Here is a 17,159-nt window from a genome sequence, read left to right on the forward strand (position 1 = left end):
AGCTTTCACATACAGCTTTAACTTTTTACTAAGTATGTCTTACAAAAAAGATAATAAAATCAAAAGTAACTTTACATCGATTACGATCAGCTTAGCATCTCCAGAGACTATTTTGGAGCGCTCAAGTGGTGAGGTTACTAAACCAGAAACCATCAACTACCGTACTTACAAGCCTGAGCGCGACGGATTATTCTGTGAGCGTATTTTCGGTCCTGTAAAAGATTACGAATGTCACTGTGGTAAATACAAACGTATACGCTATAAGGGTATCGTGTGTGACCGTTGTGGTGTTGAGGTTACAGAGAAGAAAGTACGTCGTGAGCGTATGGGACACATCAACTTGGTGGTTCCTGTAGCACACATCTGGTACTTCCGTTCTCTTCCAAACAAAATCGGTTACTTATTAGGTCTTCCTACTAAGAAATTAGATATGATCATCTACTACGAGAGATATGTTGTTATTCAAGCAGGTATCAAAGAAGATGATGGTATTTCTTACATGGATTTCTTAACAGAAGAAGAGTACTTGGATATTTTGGATACCCTTCCAAAAGAAAACCAGTACTTGGATGATACTGATCCACAGAAATTCGTTGCGAAAATGGGTGCTGAGGCACTAGAGGATTTATTAAAACGTCTAGACCTTGACCAATTATCGTACGATCTTCGTCACCAAGCAGCTAACGAAACTTCTCAACAGCGTAAGAACGAGGCTTTAAAGCGTCTTCACGTAGTTGAAGCTTTCCGTGGTGCTAATGATCACATCGAGAACCGCCCTGAGTGGATGATCGTGAAAATCGTTCCTATTATTCCACCAGAATTACGTCCATTAGTACCTTTGGATGGTGGTCGTTTCGCGACTTCGGATTTGAACGACTTATACCGTCGTGTAATTATCCGTAACAACCGTTTGAAACGTTTGATCGAGATCAAAGCACCAGAAGTAATCTTACGTAACGAGAAGCGTATGCTTCAAGAAGCGGTAGACTCTTTATTCGATAACTCGCGTAAAGTAAACGCAGTTAAGACAGAGGGTAACCGTGCCTTAAAATCCTTATCTGATATCTTAAAAGGTAAACAAGGTCGTTTCCGTCAGAACTTATTAGGTAAGCGTGTTGACTACTCTGCACGTTCTGTAATTGTTGTAGGTCCTCACTTGAAATTACACGAGTGTGGTCTTCCTAAAGATATGGCAGCTGAGCTTTACAAACCGTTCATCATCCGTAAGATGATTGAAAGAGGAATTGTAAAGACTGTAAAATCTGCTAAGAAAATCGTAGATCGCAAAGATCCAGTAGTATGGGATATCCTTGAAAATGTATTGAAAGGTCACCCAGTATTACTTAACCGTGCTCCTACGCTTCACCGTTTGGGTATTCAGGCTTTCCAACCTACTTTAGTAGAGGGTAAAGCAATTCAATTACACCCATTAGTGTGTACAGCGTTCAACGCCGATTTTGACGGTGACCAGATGGCAGTTCACTTACCTTTAGGTAATGCTGCAATTTTGGAAGCCCAAATCTTAATGTTGGCAGCACACAACATCCTTAACCCAGCTAACGGTTCTCCAGTTACTGTACCATCTCAAGACATGGTATTGGGTCTTTACTACATCACTAAAGGCCGTAAAACTGACGATAAATTAGTAATGAAAGGTGAAGGAAGTACTTTCTATTCAGCAGAAGAGGTTATCATCGCTTTGAACGAAGGAAAAGTAGATCTTCACGCATTTATCAAGGTTAAGACTCGTATTAAAACAAAAGAAGGCGAATTTAAAGACGCCATCATTGATACTACAGTAGGTCGTGTGATCTTTAACCAGATCGTTCCTGAAGAAGTAGGTTATATCAATGAATTATTAACCAAGAAATCCCTACGTAATGTAATCGGTGAAATCGTTAAGAACACTGGTATGGCACGTGCGGCTAAATTCTTGGATGATATGAAAGAATTAGGATTCCAAACTGCATTTAAAGGAGGATTATCCTTCAACTTGCAAGATTTGAATATCCCTGCTGCTAAAGCTGATTTGATTGCTCAAGCTACGAATGAAGTAGAAGAAGTAATGAACAACTATAACATGGGTTTCATTACCAACAACGAGCGTTACAACCAAATCATCGATATCTGGACACGTATCAACAACAGATTGACTGCACACGTAATGGATATCCTTTCGAACGACAACCAAGGTTTCAACTCAGTATACATGATGTTGGATTCAGGAGCTCGTGGTTCGAAGGAGCAGATTCGTCAGTTATGTGGTATGCGTGGTTTGATGGCTAAACCACAGAAGTCTGGTACTTCTGGAGGGGAAATCATCGAGAACCCGATTTTATCGAACTTTAAAGAAGGATTATCCGTATTAGAGTACTTTATTTCTACCCACGGTGCGCGTAAAGGTCTTGCGGATACGGCGTTGAAAACGGCGGATGCGGGTTACTTAACTCGTCGTTTACATGACGTAGCTCAAGATATGATTGTTGTAGAACAAGACTGTAATGGCCTTCGTGGTATCTACACAACTGCCTTGAAAGATAATGATGATATCGTTGAACCATTATATGACCGTATCTTAGGTCGTACACCATTGAACGATGTTGTTAATCCTGAAACTGAAGAGCTAATTGTAGCTGCAAACGAAGATATCACAGAAGAGATTGCTGAAGCGATTGAAAACGCTGGAATTGAAGGCGTAGAAATCCGTTCGGTATTGACATGTGAGTCTAAGCGCGGAGTATGTGCTTGTTGTTATGGCCGTAACTTAGCTTCTGGTAAGCGTGTTCAATTGGGTGAGGCTGTAGGTGTAATTGCTGCACAGTCCATCGGTGAGCCAGGTACGCAGTTAACACTTCGTACGTTCCACGTCGGTGGTACGGCTTCCAACATTGCTGCAGAATCTTCTATCATCGCTAAATACGACGGTAAGATCGAATTTGAAAACGTTCGTACAGTTGAAAAAGAAGGTGAAGAAGGTCCTTACCAAGTAGTATTAGGTCGTTCAGGTGAGATTAAAGTTGTAAATGAAGATCGTAAAGTTCTTTACCAACAAATCATTCCATACGGTTCAAACCTTTTCGTAAAAGAAGGCGAGCAAGTAGAAAAAGGAACTAAGTTGGTAGACTGGGATCCATATAACGCAGTAATTATCTCTGAGTTTGCTGGTAAAGTTGAATTTGACGCGATCATCGAAGGTATTACCTTCCGTGAAGAGTCTGATGAGCAAACTGGTCACAAAGAGAAAGTAATTATCGAGACTCGTGATAAAACGAAAAACCCGACTATCAAGGTATTAGATAATAAAGGTGAAATCATCCGTTCATACAACATTCCAGTAGGAGCTCACGTTTCCGTTTCTGACGGTCAAAAAGTGAAAGAAGGTGCGGTATTAGTTAAGATCCCTCGTTCTACAGGTAAGACCCGAGATATTACGGGTGGTCTTCCTCGTGTAACGGAGTTATTCGAGGCTCGTAATCCTTCAAACCCTGCAGTTGTAACCGAAATCGATGGTGTTGTATCTTTAGGTGGTGTTAAACGTGGTAACCGTGAGATCTCTATTGAGTCTCGTGATGGCCAAGTTAAAAAATACTTAGTGCCACTTTCTAAACACATCTTGGTACAGGATAATGACTTTATCAAAGCAGGTATGCCTTTATCCGATGGACAGATTTCTCCTTCAGATATCTTGTCAATCAAAGGCCCTTCTGCGGTACAAGAATATATCGTAAATGGTATCCAAGAGGTTTACCGCCTACAAGGGGTAAAAATCAACGATAAACACTTCGAAACCATCGTTCACCAAATGATGCAGAAAGTGAATATCGAAGATCCAGGAGATACTCGTTTCTTAGAAAAAGAAGCAGTAAACAAATGGGATTTCATGGAAGAGAACGACTCATTATACGACAAGAAAGTTGTTGTAGATGCAGGTGATTCTAAATCTTTACGTCCAGGACAGATTATTGCTATGCGTAAATTACGCGAGGAAAACTCTAGCTTGAAACGTCAAGACATGAAACTTGTTGAAGTTCGTGATGCTATCCCAGCTACTTCAAGTCCATTGTTACAAGGTATTACTCGTGCTTCATTAGGTACGAAGTCATTTATCTCAGCTGCTTCCTTCCAGGAAACAACTAAGGTATTGAACGAAGCAGCAATCGCTGGTAAACGTGATAACCTATTAGGATTGAAAGAAAACGTAATTGTTGGTCACTTAATCCCTTCAGGTACAGGTTTACGTCAGTACAGCAACATCATTGTTGGTTCTCGTGAAGAGTACGATCAATTATTAGCTTCTAAAGAAGAAGATTAATAATTAAGAGGTTGGAATTTCCAAGCTTCGGCTTGACAAGAATTTCAATAACATATACAAAAATGGTCTGGTTTCAATATGAAATCAGACCATTTTGTTTTTTATATTTACAGAGAAACCTATGAATTTACATGCCACACTAACCTTTTTACGGCATGATTGTTTATTGATTTAAGAAAAAGAAATATGAGTTTAGATTTAATACTTAACCAATTTGAATGGGAATGGAATGACCTACTAAAAGCAGTCTTATCCTTATTGGCGGGATTTGTATTAGGTTTTGAAAGGGAATGGAAGGATAAGGCTGCCGGCTTTAAAACCATTTCTATTATCTGCCTAGGGAGTACTTTGTTCTCGCTTTTATCCTATAAACTTGGTGCAGGGGAATCAGAAGATGCTACCAGGATTGCTTCCTATGTTGTTTCTGGTATTGGTTTCTTAGGCGCAGGTGTGATCTTTAAAGATGGTGTCAATGTCAATGGGCTTACCACTGCAAGTATTATTTGGATGTCTGCGGCTATTGGTATGGCTATAGGATTTGGCGTTTTCTTGACAGCGGCTATATTCTTATTTGCTTGTTTCATCATCTTAATTTCAGGTAAACTTATTAACCATTACATCATCCGTAATATTGGTAGAATGGCAACACTTACTCTTCATCGGGATAATGTGGCGGCAAAAGATGAAATCATAGATTCCATTCGTCCTTTGGTAAAACAGATCAAAATCAAGAATATTTTATTGACAGAAGACGAGCTAACCATCACCATGGAAGTCTTGATCAATAAGGATAACATCCGAAAGTTTGAAAAACGCTTATTAGAGAATAAAAAACTTTTAGAAGTTAGTTTATAGAAAGTATAAACTAAATTATTTTGTCCAGGAAAAGAGCTTTGTACAATTCGCTTGAATTTGATCATAATCATATCCAGCATCACTTTGACTGAATAATTTAGATCCTAATCCAACAGCACTTACTCCGGCTTTAAACCAAGTACGTATATTATCTTCTGTTGTATCTACTCCACCTGTAGGCATAAACTTCAGTTTCGGAAATAGAGGTTTAATACTCTTTAAAAAGGAAGGTCCTAAAGTTTCCCCTGGAAATAATTTAATGAAAGTACAACCCGCTTCTTGAGCTTGGGCTATTTCTGATGGGGTCATACAGCCTGGAATCCACAACATCTGATGTTTATTAGCGACTTCTGCAATACTGTAATTAAAGATAGGACTAACCAAAAAGTCTGTTCCTAAGGATACGAATTCCTCTGCTGTTTGGGCATCTAATATAGTTCCAATGCCCAATTTTAAGTCTGGGAATTCTGTATTGCGGTATACAAGTAATTCAGCAAAATTACTTTTTGCAGCTGCACCACGGTTTACAAACTCAAATGTGCGAATACCCCCATCATAGCATGCCTTCATAATCTGTTTACAGATTTGAAGGTCATCGTGATAAAAGACAGGAATTACAGGATACTCGAAGATATGTGTTAAAAGTTGTTCTTTCATTTTATTTGTATTTACCATTACCAAAATCACCTTCTACAAATAACTTATAATAGCCAGTTCCTGTAGCGGTTTCAATAATATCTTGATTGCTCATTCCTTGACGGCAAGCATAAATGAGCCCAGCCATAAAAGCATCACCACTGCCTATGCGGTCTACAGCTTCTTGGGTTTCATAAGTTTTAGAGATCACATCCTCTTGTTTGGTATGCAAGGTGCCATAAAACAAGTTATGCTGAGGATGATCGATGAATCGAAATGTATTAGCAATCAACTTTGCTTTTGGAAACATGCTAAACAGTTCCTTAGCATTTTCTTTGGCAAAATCAAAATATACGGCTTGACTCGTTTCTCTATTGAATTGTTCATCAATGTTAGAACCAAGCATTTTATTGGATGCCCAGATATTGCCCATTATCAAATCACAATATTGTACAAGCTCCGGCATAATGTCTTTTGGCTGCTTTCCATATTGCCAAAGTTTGCTTCGGTAATTTAGGTCTACGGAAATATAAATACCTCGATTAGAAGCTTCCGTTAAAATAGCCTTCATGAGCTTTGCCATGTTTTCATTCAAGGCAGGGGTAAGTGCTGACCAATGAAACCAAGTGACCCCTTCCAGTAATTGAGCTATGTTTAAATCATTTGGATTTAATAAACTGAAACTAGAATATTTTCTATCGTAAATAACCTCTCCAGATGATAAGCCATTTGCTGATAACAGGATATAGCTGCCTATACGATCGCCAGACCAAATAACCTTGCTGTTATCTACAGCAAAGGCCTCTATAAAAGCCAGGATTTCTTCACTTAGTTTATTCTTAGGGAAGGCGGATACATATTGTACTTCTTCACCCATCTGCGCTAATGATACTGCCACATTGGCTTCGGAGCCTCCAGGGTAGATTTTCAGTAAATTATCGGGACTCTTAAAAAAATGATTCCCTACGCTCTGTTTTCGAATTAGGATCTCTCCAAAAGATAGTATCTTGTTCATTGGTAATATCGTACTGCAATTTAATTCTTTTTTCTATATCACCCCAATTACCCCCAAGTAATTTTCTTTTTCTCTTAATTTTTGAGGATATTTCATTAATATTGGAGAATATCTAACCACAAACTATGGGAATTCTTGATCAATTTTCCCTAAAAGGCAAAAAAATCGTTATAACCGGTGGAACAGGCGTTTTAGGAAAATCATTTGTCCATGCCCTTGCAGAGGCTGGCGCGGAAATATGTATACTAGGAAGAAGCGAAGACAAAATTAAAGAAGCAGTCCAAACTGCTGAAAACTTAGGGGCCAAAGCCATAGGCCTAGTCGCAGATGTCATGAATGAAGATTCAGTACAAGCTGCAAAAGAGAATCTACTCCAACAATGGGACAGTATCGATGGGCTAATCAATGCCGTTGGTGGTAATATCCTTGGAGCAACAATCGGTGAACAACAATCTATATTTGATAATAAAATCCAAGATACCATCAAGGCTATTGAGCTGAACTTGTATGGAACTATTATTCCGACTTTAATATTTGGTGAAATCATTGCCGATAAAGGAAAAGGTTCTATCATCAACATTTCATCTTTAGCGGCTAGCCGTCCATTGACTCGAGTATTGGGATATACGGTTGCAAAGCATGGTATCGATGGATTCACCAAATGGATGGCTACAGAATTAGCTATTCGTTATGGCGATAAAGTACGTGTGAATGCTATTGCCCCTGGTGTGTTCTTGACTGAACAGAACAGAAACTTGTTGACCAATCCTGATGGTACTTATGCTGAAAGAGCGCAGAAGTTCATCAATGGAACACCTTATGGTCGCTTAGGAGATCCTTCAGAATTAGAAGGAACATTAGTTTACCTGTTAAGTGATGCTTCTGCATTCGTAACAGGGGAGACTATCTTTGTAGATGGTGGGTTTAATGCATGGTGCGGCGTATAAAAATAACATGAAAGAGAAGCAATTTTTAGAACAAACTTGGAGATGGTATGGCCCAAATGATCCGGTTTCCTTGGATGACGTAAAACAAGCTGGTGCAACAGGAATAGTTACAGCCTTACACCATATCCCACATGGGGAAGTATGGCCAATAGAAGATATCCTCGAACGTAAGCAAATAATCGAAGAGGCCGGTTTAGTATGGTCTGTGGTAGAATCCGTGCCGGTTCATGAAGCCATCAAAACCAACTCGGCAGATGCAGAAAATTATTTAATCAATTACAGGCAGTCGCTTAAGAATCTTGCGCAATGTGGTATTAAAACGGTATGTTATAACTTTATGCCCGTTTTAGACTGGACAAGAACTCAATTGGACCTCCTGATGAAAGATGGTTCCAAAGCGCTCTATTTTGACTGGATTGATTTGGCAATTTTTGATATTCATATCTTAAAAAGACCAAATGCGAGTGCAGACTATTCCTCACATATCCAAACAGAAGCTGAACAGCGATTACAGAAAATGGATGAGCAAGCACTATTAGATCTTCAAAATAATGTCTTGATGGGAATACCTGGAGAAGGTGATATATCTTTAGAATCCTTACAGCAAAGTATTGAAACCTATAAACAAATTGGTTTCGGTGGCCTAAGAAAGAATTTAATCAGCTTTCTGAACGCCATAGCTGAGGTCTGTGAGAGCGAGGGAATTAAGATGACCATTCACCCAGATGATCCGCCATATCAAATCCTGGGGCTTCCTAGGGTGATGAGCAATGAAGCAGATTTGTTGTATTTGATTACCGAAGAACCTAAAGAGTTCAATGGTATTTGTTTCTGTACAGGATCGTTGGGTGCAGGACCAACAAATGACCTTCCGGCTATCTTTGCCAAAGTTAAACACCGAGTACATTTTGTACACTTAAGAAATGTAAAACGTGATGAATTGGGAAGCTTCTACGAAGCAGACCATTTAGACGGCGATGTGGATATGTACGAAGTGATGAAAGGATTGGTTGCTGAAAATCAAGAACGTGAAAAACCAATTCCTTTTCGTCCAGACCATGGTCATCAAATGTTGGATGACTTGGCGAAAACAACCAACCCTGGTTATTCAGCTATTGGCAGACTGCGTGGATTAGCCGAATTAAGAGGTTTGGAATTAGGTGTAATTCGAGCAATCTAACAAAATGTTCATTTCTTTGTTATTCAAGGAAATGAACATTTTATCATATACCCAAAAGTATATTAATGCGCTAAGGTGATTATAGGACCGGTTGAGAATTGCGAGCTAATAAACTTCTATCCGATATAAACCACCTTAGCTTATCTTAAGAAAAACCAAATACATTAGGTAGATTTTATGAAGCTTATTAGCTTTTTTGAGAATATCAATCAGCAGTTCTAAAATTGGCTGATTGGACATTGATTATTTATACCAAAATTACGAATAAATTCCTTTCAATGAATTGAACCTTAGGTCCTTCCGTACCCCAATTAGCCTAATAATCCCTCTAAAATATAACGATTTGCCCTTTTTCTTATTAGATAATTATTCTAAAATTTTTATAAAGTTAAGAAAGTTTGTAACAAACATTGTGAAAGGTTAGAATGCTTTAAATATTAAAAAGCCACTAACATAATTGCTAATTATTAGGTTATTAGCTATGCTAGTGGCTTTTTTGGTGTATATGTTATAGAAATTATTTAAGCTTTTCCGTTAAAAACACGATTTCTTTATAATTATCTTTTTCATATACTATTCCCATCACTTTAGGCTTTAAAAGAACCATATCGGAATATGCAGAATAAGACCCTTTATATCCTTCTGGACTTTTAGCAATCACTTTATTCAAATACCAGGTTTTACCTTGATCTTTGGAAAGTCTTAAGGTCAAATTATCTCGATGGTTTGGGTCAGCCGCATTCAAATGTGCAAGAATAAATTTCTTTCCTTTTTTCCAAGACAATACTGAACCTTGGTTAATGGGATCTGGTAGGTTAGGATCTGGAGTTGAGGATACCCAAGTTTCACCACCATCAATTGAACGCGAGATAATACGTTGCTTAGGCGTGATCTGTTGGTTTCTAGAGCTCATGTAAACTTCGTTATCTCCAATCTGTGCTGCAGTTGATTCATTGGTGCCGGGAAATAAAACATCTTGGCTCAGTTTGAAGCTTTTTCCATGGTCATCAGAATAATAAGCATGGGCATTCCAATCCTTTCCTTGCGCTTTAGGATCTCCTGCATTATGATTTGCTGCTACATATATCCTTCCCTTATGAGGGCCAGAAACAAATTGAAAGGCATGACCTGGCGTGTTGGCATAGGTCCGCCAATCTTCGGAAAAATTGTAATTCGGATTTATACCCGGTTGTTTAGGTCTATGCGTTTGTGCTGTAATATTTACAGGAGCAGACCAAGTTTTAGCACCATCCGTTGAGGTAATATACCAAACCTCACGCAAGCCATTTCCTTTTCGAACATCGCCTTCATGGTTATTTCCAGTATTGTAAAATAAGAAAATACGTCCTTTTGGATAGGCAGGATCTGTCAGGTCTACCACAGGAGCCATATTACCAGCTTGAAGTTTATCAAAATCAGCAGCTACATACAATTTGCTCCAGGTCTTACCTTGGTCTTGACTGATTTTATACACAATGTCCACATTTCCAAAGTCCCCAGCATGATCTACTCGACCTTCAGAAAAGGCTATTAGATCACCATTTTTATTTTTAATAAGTGCTGGAATACGATAACTCGCATAACCATCTTCACCAGATCGGAATACGACTGATTCTTGTGCTTGAATGGTGAAGATAAATAGAGCGGCTAAAAAGGTTAAAAGTAAATTTTTCATATAAGTAAAATGTAGGTTTTATTGATATGGGACAAAGGTAAACATCCATTTCAATGGATTCTGCCAATCTTTGCCAGATAATTTGCTAACAGGTAACTTGATTAATACTTCATTCCATCCCTTTTTTAAGGAAATAGTACTTGGCTTGCGGAAAGAATAACCTTCGTCAATCAATGGGATTTCCATCGCACCTTTCTTTCCTGCTTGTTTCCAGTGTGGAGGAGAGATTATTTGCTTATTTACCCATACTTGACTCACAAGATCATCCCATTTGCCCAAAGATGGACTATCTGAAGCATAAGATCTAGAGAGGTTATTAAAACCAATCCAAAAATTTTTAATTCCTTCCTCATCAGACCAGATTTTCGTGCGAGCATACCAAGTACTGTTTTGTGTGGGCTTTTCTATTGCTCCCTGAAGTACATCTGCCCACCAATGTCTTAAAATAATCGTTCCACCTCGTGCAATTTTGTTTACTGGAATAGCTGTTGCAAAAGGATTTTCTTCAATTGGGAATTTTCGAGCAGTTTCTCCAGCATTATCAAATGGTCCAATAAGTTCCCATCGCATGTGGCTATTAGCAACAAAAGGGAAGGGTTTATCTTTAAAATATAGAGCCTTATGGATCAATAATCGTTGTTCAAAATCCTGGAATTGTTTAAAGGCTGGCGAGTTTTCTTCAGGAAGATTTGCTTTCCAACCTAATTCTCCATTTCCTTGCCAAGCTCTTTCACCAAAAGTTAATATACTCGGATAGATAGCACTTTGTAGAAACATATCCTCAGGCTTTGCAACGGCGCGATCAGGCCAAGAACATAATATGGCACCCCTTAATTGTTTGGTTTCCTTAGCTTCCTCTGCAAATCGTCTAAAAAACAATGTGCTTACCGTTTCTAAGGGATCCATATGGTTGATGTAAAGGTGCTTGGAGTCTACATACTGTCTATTTGATTTCGGATCGATCTTCTGCGCTCCACCAATCCATAATTGTCTTATGGTCTGTTCTTCTAAATTACTTCCAGGTTCCCAACCATAAGTACGTAAGCCCAAATGTTCCACAAAACTGGTGATTTCAGGCATAAATTGCTTATTCGTGATTTTCACCTCATCACCACCAATATGTAGCTCTGAGATTTCCGGGAAGTGCTCTGCAAACTCAACCAATAATTCCTTAACTCTGGCAATGCCTTGGTCTGTTTGCATAGAATACCCAAAATACCGTTCAAAGGCTGCACTATGCCCTGGCATATCAATCTCCGGTAAAAATTGAATATGACGCTCTTGACAATAACGAATCAATTCCTTAAATTCGGCAATGCTATAATATTTCCCAGGCCAACGTGTCATATTTGACGCATCCGTTAATCCCGGAAACTTCTTGCTCTCCAGCCGCCAAGCAATATCTTCTGTAAAATGAAAATGCAGTAAGTTCAACTTATACCTCGCCATGATGTCGATCTGCTCCTTCAACATGTCCATTGGTTGGTAATTTCTACCCACATCTACCAAAAAACCGCGTAAAGAGAATTGAGGAACATCCTTTATTGAGACAAAAGGAAGGGTTTTATTTTCAAACTTAAATTGTCTTAATGTTTGTAAGGCGTAGAACAATCCTTTATTGCTGAAAGCCCGAATGGCTATACCTTTGGAATTTATCTCCAAAAAATAACCTTCCTCACCCAAGTCTTCTTTTAATTTTCGGTCTACCTTTAAGCTTATCGCGTGCAACTTATGCTTTTTCCCATGGCTATGGAAGCTTACACCGTTCTTTGTGAAAATAGTTTTAGCTAAGGCTAATTCCTGTTCAATTCCTTTTTTTGATCCTTCAAAGCGAATACCATCTGCGACATCTAATTGCCCCGTATTCCAGGAAATTTCAGTAGGATAGGGGATTAGAGCCTCAGATGCTTTATTTTGAGCATATAGGCTAGGGTTGTGAAAAAATAATACGAGAACACATACTATCCTAATCATCATGACTACCTTGCTTAAAGTCCTCGATTAATTTCCAACAATACCACTCTTGCCTTGGAAGATGAAAGGGCCCTTTAAATAAATTGCCCTTTGCTGTTTGGGCAATTTTCCCATCACGATGCAAATAACCAAACCATTCACCATGCTCCTTATCGTGAAAATGAGCATAAGCATAATCATGAACTTGTTTGTGCCATTCCGCATATTTCTCGTTTCCGGTAATTAAATACGCAAATAGAGTAGCGATGATCGCTTCATTTTGTGGCCACCAGAACTTCATGTCTTGCCAGTATTCTTGAACAGGTTTATGATAAACATCCCGGAAATACAATATTCCCCCATGTTCTTTGTCCCAACCTCTTTCCCACATATAATCCAACATCCGACAGCCCAAATCTATTAATTTTGGGTCATGGCCACGGTACTTTGCCTCATGCAGTATAAACCATGCTCCTTCAATAGCATGGCCAGGATTTAAGGTTCTACCATCAAAATGATCTATAATGGATCCATCAAGTGCAACTTGTTCCATTACACAGCGGATATCGTCCTTCACGAAGTTTTGTTCAATTTCTTGTATCCAAGCTAAAATCGCCTCATCACAACGTGGATCACCAATCGTTTCCCTTAGTTGTTGAGCTGTATTGATCAAAATCATTGGAATGCCAATACCTTTACTTGGACGAGTACTCTCATACTTTGCCTCCATTTGTCGATCACCTTTAGCATATTCCAAGCAAATGGTAAAAAGTGATCGTGCCATTTCAGCTGCCTCTTGATCACCACTAGCTTTCGCATAAGCAGCACATGCAATAACCGCAAAGGTCTCTGAAAAGAAATATCGACGCATCCGAATAGGATTACCTTCTCTGTCCACATGAAAGTACATCTTACCCTTGCTATCAAAACATTTATCCCTTAAAAACTCATATCCTAATTTTGCTCCTGCCAACCATTCCTCACGTGGCTCTACAGTATTGTATAGGGTAGATAACAGCCAACATGCCCGCCCTTGAATCCAAACTGCCTTGTCCGTATCCAAGATGCTCCCATCAGCATCTCGCATAAGCAAGTATCCTCCAAATTCCTCATCAAAGGACTTCGGGAACCAAAAAGGAACCGTATCCTGTAATAGCTGATTCTTATAAAATTCAGCATATTCAGATAAGGTTTTATCCTGTTCAATTTGTCTAAAAGTTTCTTTTGTACTTAACATGTTTTTATTCACTACTGTTGTCGAAGGAATGATTGTTTATCCCTTCCTTTATTTTAAGATTTAGTTTGAGGTGTTTTTCAAATCAATTGAAAAGGTTGATACAGGTACGGAATCTTCATTTTCTAAATTTGCATTTGTAAACGGCGCATAAGCATAGTATATCCGTTGACTTCCTTCAGGTAGATTAATTTCTATGGTAGATTTCTTAATCCTGATCTGCTGTATTGTTGAAAGATTTCCTTCCCTATCCATTACTTGAAACCCTTTGATTTCTTCAGCATTTTTTGTTTGAAACTGTTTACAATTTCGAAAATCCAGGACCCAAGTATTCTTGCCCCGTTGTGTCAACTTTTGGAGTTGCGGTGCATCAGCCTGATTTTTTAAATGATAACTGTGTTTTTTGACGAGGTTACTTAACCGAATGCCAATAGGGATTTTATCCTTTGGATGCACATCTTGCGGATGTCCTAAATCAGAACTCACTACCATATAAGTTTCCGGGATGATCGTCGCGAGTTTATTTTGGCTCTCCCGAAAAGCAGGCCATGATGGACGATTAATACTGGAAAGCTGTACAAAGTAAAAAGGTAAATCTTGTTGAAATGCTCTTCGCCAAGAATGGATTAATTTTGGAAATAAAAGTTCATGCAATTCTTTGTTATGCGCATTACTCTCCCCTTGATACCATAATACTGCTTTAAATTGATGATCTAGCCATTTCTGAACACCTGCCTCAAAATTGTAGGAAGGGTCATAGGGATGTCTTTGATTTTTAACCAAGCTGTTTTTTAAATTCTCGGCAGCACGTGTCCTGCAGAAATCTTGAATAAAATCCGATGTACGCCAAGTATGTATATAACTTGCTGATAAATTATCTTGCTCTAAATCACATCGGGCAATCCAAGACTCGGTATTTGAGCCACCAACAGCTAATTGAACCAGACCTATTGGAATATTCATCTCGCTTTGAATATCCGCCCCAAAAGCCAATGCAATTGCTGAAAAATTAGCTAATGATTGCGCTGAAGGCAACTCCCATTTTCCATGGAAATATTGGAGCTTATTGATCTGATTTAAGCTGTTGGTGTCCCAAGCTTGGTTCGTGGTTTCAGTGATTACCTGATTGTGATATAATCTTATGTATTTGTTGTTCTTTAATTTCTCGATGAGCTGCTGCGCATCCTTTGCATCTTTCATTGGAAAGGCCATGTTTGATTGACCGGAAGCCAGGTACACATCGCCGAATAAAATATCTTTTAAGTAGACTTCTTCTTTACCTGTGGTAACCCGAATATCAAATGGTCCACCAGCTTTCTGGGCTGGGAGTTCAATTTCCCAATTCCCCAATACATCAGCTTGTACTTTCCATTCCTGATCTTTGAAATAAAGCTTGATAATACCTCCCGAACTTGCCCTTCCTTTAATCTTATTCACACGCTCTCTTTGCAAAACCATATGGGAATTATAAGTTTCTGCAAGCTGTAGGGGAATGTGATTAGGTTTGATGTATTGGGCCAACTGCTTTGCGATTAATTGAGCACCTTCTGCCGATGGATGTAAATAATCATCAAATAAATCAATCCTTGAAGATAAGATATGGTGGTTGTCCACAAGAGTTACCGCATTGTTTACTGCTACTTCCCTTATTTTTTCCTGAATCTGTTGAAACCAATCGCGAGTACCAGAAAGAAATCTCGGATGACCACTAAATATGGGGCTCATCATACAGATATAGAAATCTGTTTTCGGATTTTTTGTTCGAAATATGTTCAGCAGCTGTTGATAATCTTTCTGAAAGTCTAATTGATAATTTGGCCAATTTCGAGGATCTGTATCATTTAATCCTAATGCAATGATTACGATGTCTGGTTGGAAGGCTAATGCATCTTGAAGTTCTTTAGATTTTAAATAGGGATTATGTCCATTTGCCAATAAAGTTGCCCCATTACGTCCGAAATTCCCCACCTCATATGCTGATCCCAAAAGCTCCTGTAGTTGGGAAGGATAGCTGTCTTCTTGGTTTAATCCAAACCCCTTGGTTACCGAATCACCAATACAAGCAACTTTCTTTTTTGCCTGAGCAAATAAGAAATTGATACAGCATAGTCCTATGAAGAAGAAATTAAGAGCCTTCCACATATGCTTTAGGTTTTAATACAATTAATTGTACCAACAGGACGATCGCAACAATTCCAGCCAATAAGGCGAAATGTGTTCCTAAATTCCCTTCGTCTGCTGATGCACCTAGTATTTTGGTGATATAGGCACCTGCAAATACACCAACCATATTCATGATACCATAGGCTGTAGCACGATAGCGAGCGTATACAAATTGACAGAGTATAGGCATATTATTGGCATCAAACATACCGAAGCCAAATCCAAATAACAGACCTGCAGCTACAATAGCGATGATATGATGCCCATAGCCAATCAATATGACGGCGGGAATAGTCAAGGCTAATCCTATTGCACTTGTGTAAATTCGTCCTCGAATATTTTTTTGTATCCAACGGTCAGAGAGGATCCCACCAAGGATTACTCCAAAGAAGGAAGAGACTGCAATGCTAATGGTCGCTAATGGACCAGCATGCTCCATTGGGATGTTTAGGTTCTCCGAAAATAAGGTCGGTAACCAATTCTTGGTCGCCCATCCTGGTAAACTGGGAACAGCAAAATACATTAAGATCACCCAAAAGGAAATATTGGAAAACAGCACTGATAGCCCCTTCCAAAGTGGAATTGTTTCTTTTTGGGTAGTTTTCTCCTCATGCCGGTGCGGTGCCTCGCGCAATGTAAACAGGAGAATTAAAGCATAAACAATACCGACCAAACCAAAAAGAATAAAGGTATAATGCCAAGTATAATTGGCTGCAATACTTGCACCAAAACCTCCCAATGCCTGTCCAAAATAGAAACCGGTCATATGAATACCAATTGCCAATGATCTGGTCTTATCACTGTGGTAATCGGCGATTAAGGATAATCCTGCAGGGATGTATAAAGCTTCGCTCATACCCATGATCGCGCGAAGGGCATAAAGCTGGTCATAACTTTGTGCAAAACCCATAGCTAAGGTAACTGCTGACCAAACGAATAAACTGCCAATGATAAGCCATTTCCTACTCCATTTGTCCGCAAGAATTCCGGCAACTGGACTCATAAATCCATAGATCCATAAAAAGATGGCCATGAGGTTGCCAAAAACTGCTGCACTTTCCAGCTCCAAAATATCCACCGACATAGCCGGACGCATGGTCGACAAGATTTGTCGGTCCATATAGTTTAGTAAAGCTACAAACCATAGTAGCCCAACTAAGATCCAAGGATATTTGCTGTTTTTCATGCG

11 protein-coding genes are annotated in these 17,159 nt (G+C 39.0%); 4 read left to right on the forward strand and 7 right to left on the reverse strand.

Annotated features, from left to right (window positions below; all coding sequences use genetic code 11):
• The first annotated feature begins 34 nt into the window (after positions 1–34).
• Both rpoC and ACP6L2_RS09885 read left to right on the forward strand, forming a co-directional pair.
• On the forward strand, positions 35–4,312 hold the full coding sequence (rpoC, locus tag ACP6L2_RS09880; protein WP_440509038.1) for a DNA-directed RNA polymerase subunit beta': 4,278 nt from the start codon (positions 35–37) through the stop codon (positions 4,310–4,312).
• 186 nt (positions 4,313–4,498) lie between these two features.
• Positions 4,499–5,167 (forward strand): MgtC/SapB family protein, encoded by a 669-nt coding sequence (locus ACP6L2_RS09885; RefSeq protein ID WP_344673008.1) that lies wholly within the window; start codon positions 4,499–4,501, stop codon positions 5,165–5,167.
• Positions 5,168–5,182: 15 nt separating this feature from the next.
• Here the strand turns inward: ACP6L2_RS09885 and ACP6L2_RS09890 are convergent, their stop codons facing one another.
• Together ACP6L2_RS09890 and ACP6L2_RS09895 are read right to left on the reverse strand one after the other, a co-directional pair.
• Positions 5,183–5,824 (reverse strand): bifunctional 4-hydroxy-2-oxoglutarate aldolase/2-dehydro-3-deoxy-phosphogluconate aldolase, encoded by a 642-nt coding sequence (locus tag ACP6L2_RS09890; protein ID WP_440509039.1) that lies wholly within the window; start codon positions 5,822–5,824, stop codon positions 5,183–5,185.
• Between the two features lies 1 nt (position 5,825).
• Positions 5,826–6,818, reverse strand: coding sequence for a PfkB family carbohydrate kinase (locus ACP6L2_RS09895; RefSeq protein WP_440509040.1), 993 nt, complete (start codon positions 6,816–6,818; stop codon positions 5,826–5,828).
• Positions 6,819–6,943: 125 nt separating this feature from the next.
• Between ACP6L2_RS09895 and ACP6L2_RS09900 the strand changes: the two genes are divergently transcribed.
• Both ACP6L2_RS09900 and uxuA read left to right on the forward strand, forming a co-directional pair.
• Entirely contained in the window at positions 6,944–7,765 is an 822-nt protein-coding gene (locus tag ACP6L2_RS09900) for an SDR family oxidoreductase (protein WP_440509041.1), read from the forward strand.
• 7 nt (positions 7,766–7,772) lie between these two features.
• On the forward strand, positions 7,773–8,945 hold the full coding sequence (gene uxuA / locus ACP6L2_RS09905; RefSeq protein WP_440509042.1) for a mannonate dehydratase: 1,173 nt from the start codon (positions 7,773–7,775) through the stop codon (positions 8,943–8,945).
• A 517-nt stretch (positions 8,946–9,462) separates the two neighbouring features.
• Here uxuA and ACP6L2_RS09910 read toward each other — a convergent pair.
• Genes ACP6L2_RS09910 through ACP6L2_RS09930 form a run of 5 tightly spaced genes read right to left on the reverse strand, consistent with a single transcriptional unit; the run spans position 9,463 to position 17,156 of the window.
• A complete protein-coding gene (locus tag ACP6L2_RS09910) occupies positions 9,463–10,620 on the reverse strand; it encodes a sialidase family protein (protein ID WP_440509043.1) in 1,158 nt (385 codons plus the stop codon).
• Between the two features lie 18 nt (positions 10,621–10,638).
• Complete coding sequence (locus tag ACP6L2_RS09915; RefSeq protein WP_440509044.1) at positions 10,639–12,597, reverse strand: family 20 glycosylhydrolase; 1,959 nt, start codon at positions 12,595–12,597, stop codon at positions 10,639–10,641.
• Positions 12,587–13,810, reverse strand: coding sequence for an AGE family epimerase/isomerase (locus ACP6L2_RS09920; RefSeq protein ID WP_440509045.1), 1,224 nt, complete (start codon positions 13,808–13,810; stop codon positions 12,587–12,589). The genes ACP6L2_RS09915 and ACP6L2_RS09920 overlap by 11 nt, the downstream gene beginning before the upstream one ends.
• A gap of 60 nt (positions 13,811–13,870) precedes the next feature.
• Entirely contained in the window at positions 13,871–15,949 is a 2,079-nt protein-coding gene (locus ACP6L2_RS09925) for a GDSL-type esterase/lipase family protein (RefSeq protein ID WP_440509046.1), read from the reverse strand.
• Positions 15,933–17,156 carry an MFS transporter gene (locus ACP6L2_RS09930; RefSeq protein WP_440509047.1) on the reverse strand — a complete coding sequence of 408 codons (1,224 nt, stop codon included), beginning with the start codon at positions 17,154–17,156 and terminating at the stop codon, positions 15,933–15,935. The genes ACP6L2_RS09925 and ACP6L2_RS09930 overlap by 17 nt, the downstream gene beginning before the upstream one ends.
• Positions 17,157–17,159 lie beyond the last annotated feature (3 nt).

Source organism: Sphingobacterium lactis (genome assembly GCF_051951495.1).
GTDB lineage: Bacteria > Bacteroidota > Bacteroidia > Sphingobacteriales > Sphingobacteriaceae > Sphingobacterium > Sphingobacterium lactis_A.

What these genes read in the sequence shown, in the direction of transcription:
- ACP6L2_RS09910 (WP_440509043.1), bottom strand. Translation starts at nt 10,620, where the DNA reads ATGAAAAATTTACTTTTAACCTTTTTAGCCGCTCTATTTATCTTCACC.
- uxuA (WP_440509042.1), top strand. Translation starts at nt 7,773, where the DNA reads ATGAAAGAGAAGCAATTTTTAGAACAAACTTGGAGATGGTATGGCCCA.
- rpoC (WP_440509038.1), top strand. Translation starts at nt 35, where the DNA reads ATGTCTTACAAAAAAGATAATAAAATCAAAAGTAACTTTACATCGATT.
- ACP6L2_RS09920 (WP_440509045.1), bottom strand. Translation starts at nt 13,810, where the DNA reads ATGTTAAGTACAAAAGAAACTTTTAGACAAATTGAACAGGATAAAACC.
- ACP6L2_RS09885 (WP_344673008.1), top strand. Translation starts at nt 4,499, where the DNA reads ATGAGTTTAGATTTAATACTTAACCAATTTGAATGGGAATGGAATGAC.
- ACP6L2_RS09900 (WP_440509041.1), top strand. Translation starts at nt 6,944, where the DNA reads ATGGGAATTCTTGATCAATTTTCCCTAAAAGGCAAAAAAATCGTTATA.
- ACP6L2_RS09915 (WP_440509044.1), bottom strand. Translation starts at nt 12,597, where the DNA reads ATGATGATTAGGATAGTATGTGTTCTCGTATTATTTTTTCACAACCCT.
- ACP6L2_RS09890 (WP_440509039.1), bottom strand. Translation starts at nt 5,824, where the DNA reads ATGAAAGAACAACTTTTAACACATATCTTCGAGTATCCTGTAATTCCT.
- ACP6L2_RS09895 (WP_440509040.1), bottom strand. Translation starts at nt 6,818, where the DNA reads ATGAACAAGATACTATCTTTTGGAGAGATCCTAATTCGAAAACAGAGC.
- ACP6L2_RS09925 (WP_440509046.1), bottom strand. Translation starts at nt 15,949, where the DNA reads ATGTGGAAGGCTCTTAATTTCTTCTTCATAGGACTATGCTGTATCAAT.
- ACP6L2_RS09930 (WP_440509047.1), bottom strand. Translation starts at nt 17,156, where the DNA reads ATGAAAAACAGCAAATATCCTTGGATCTTAGTTGGGCTACTATGGTTT.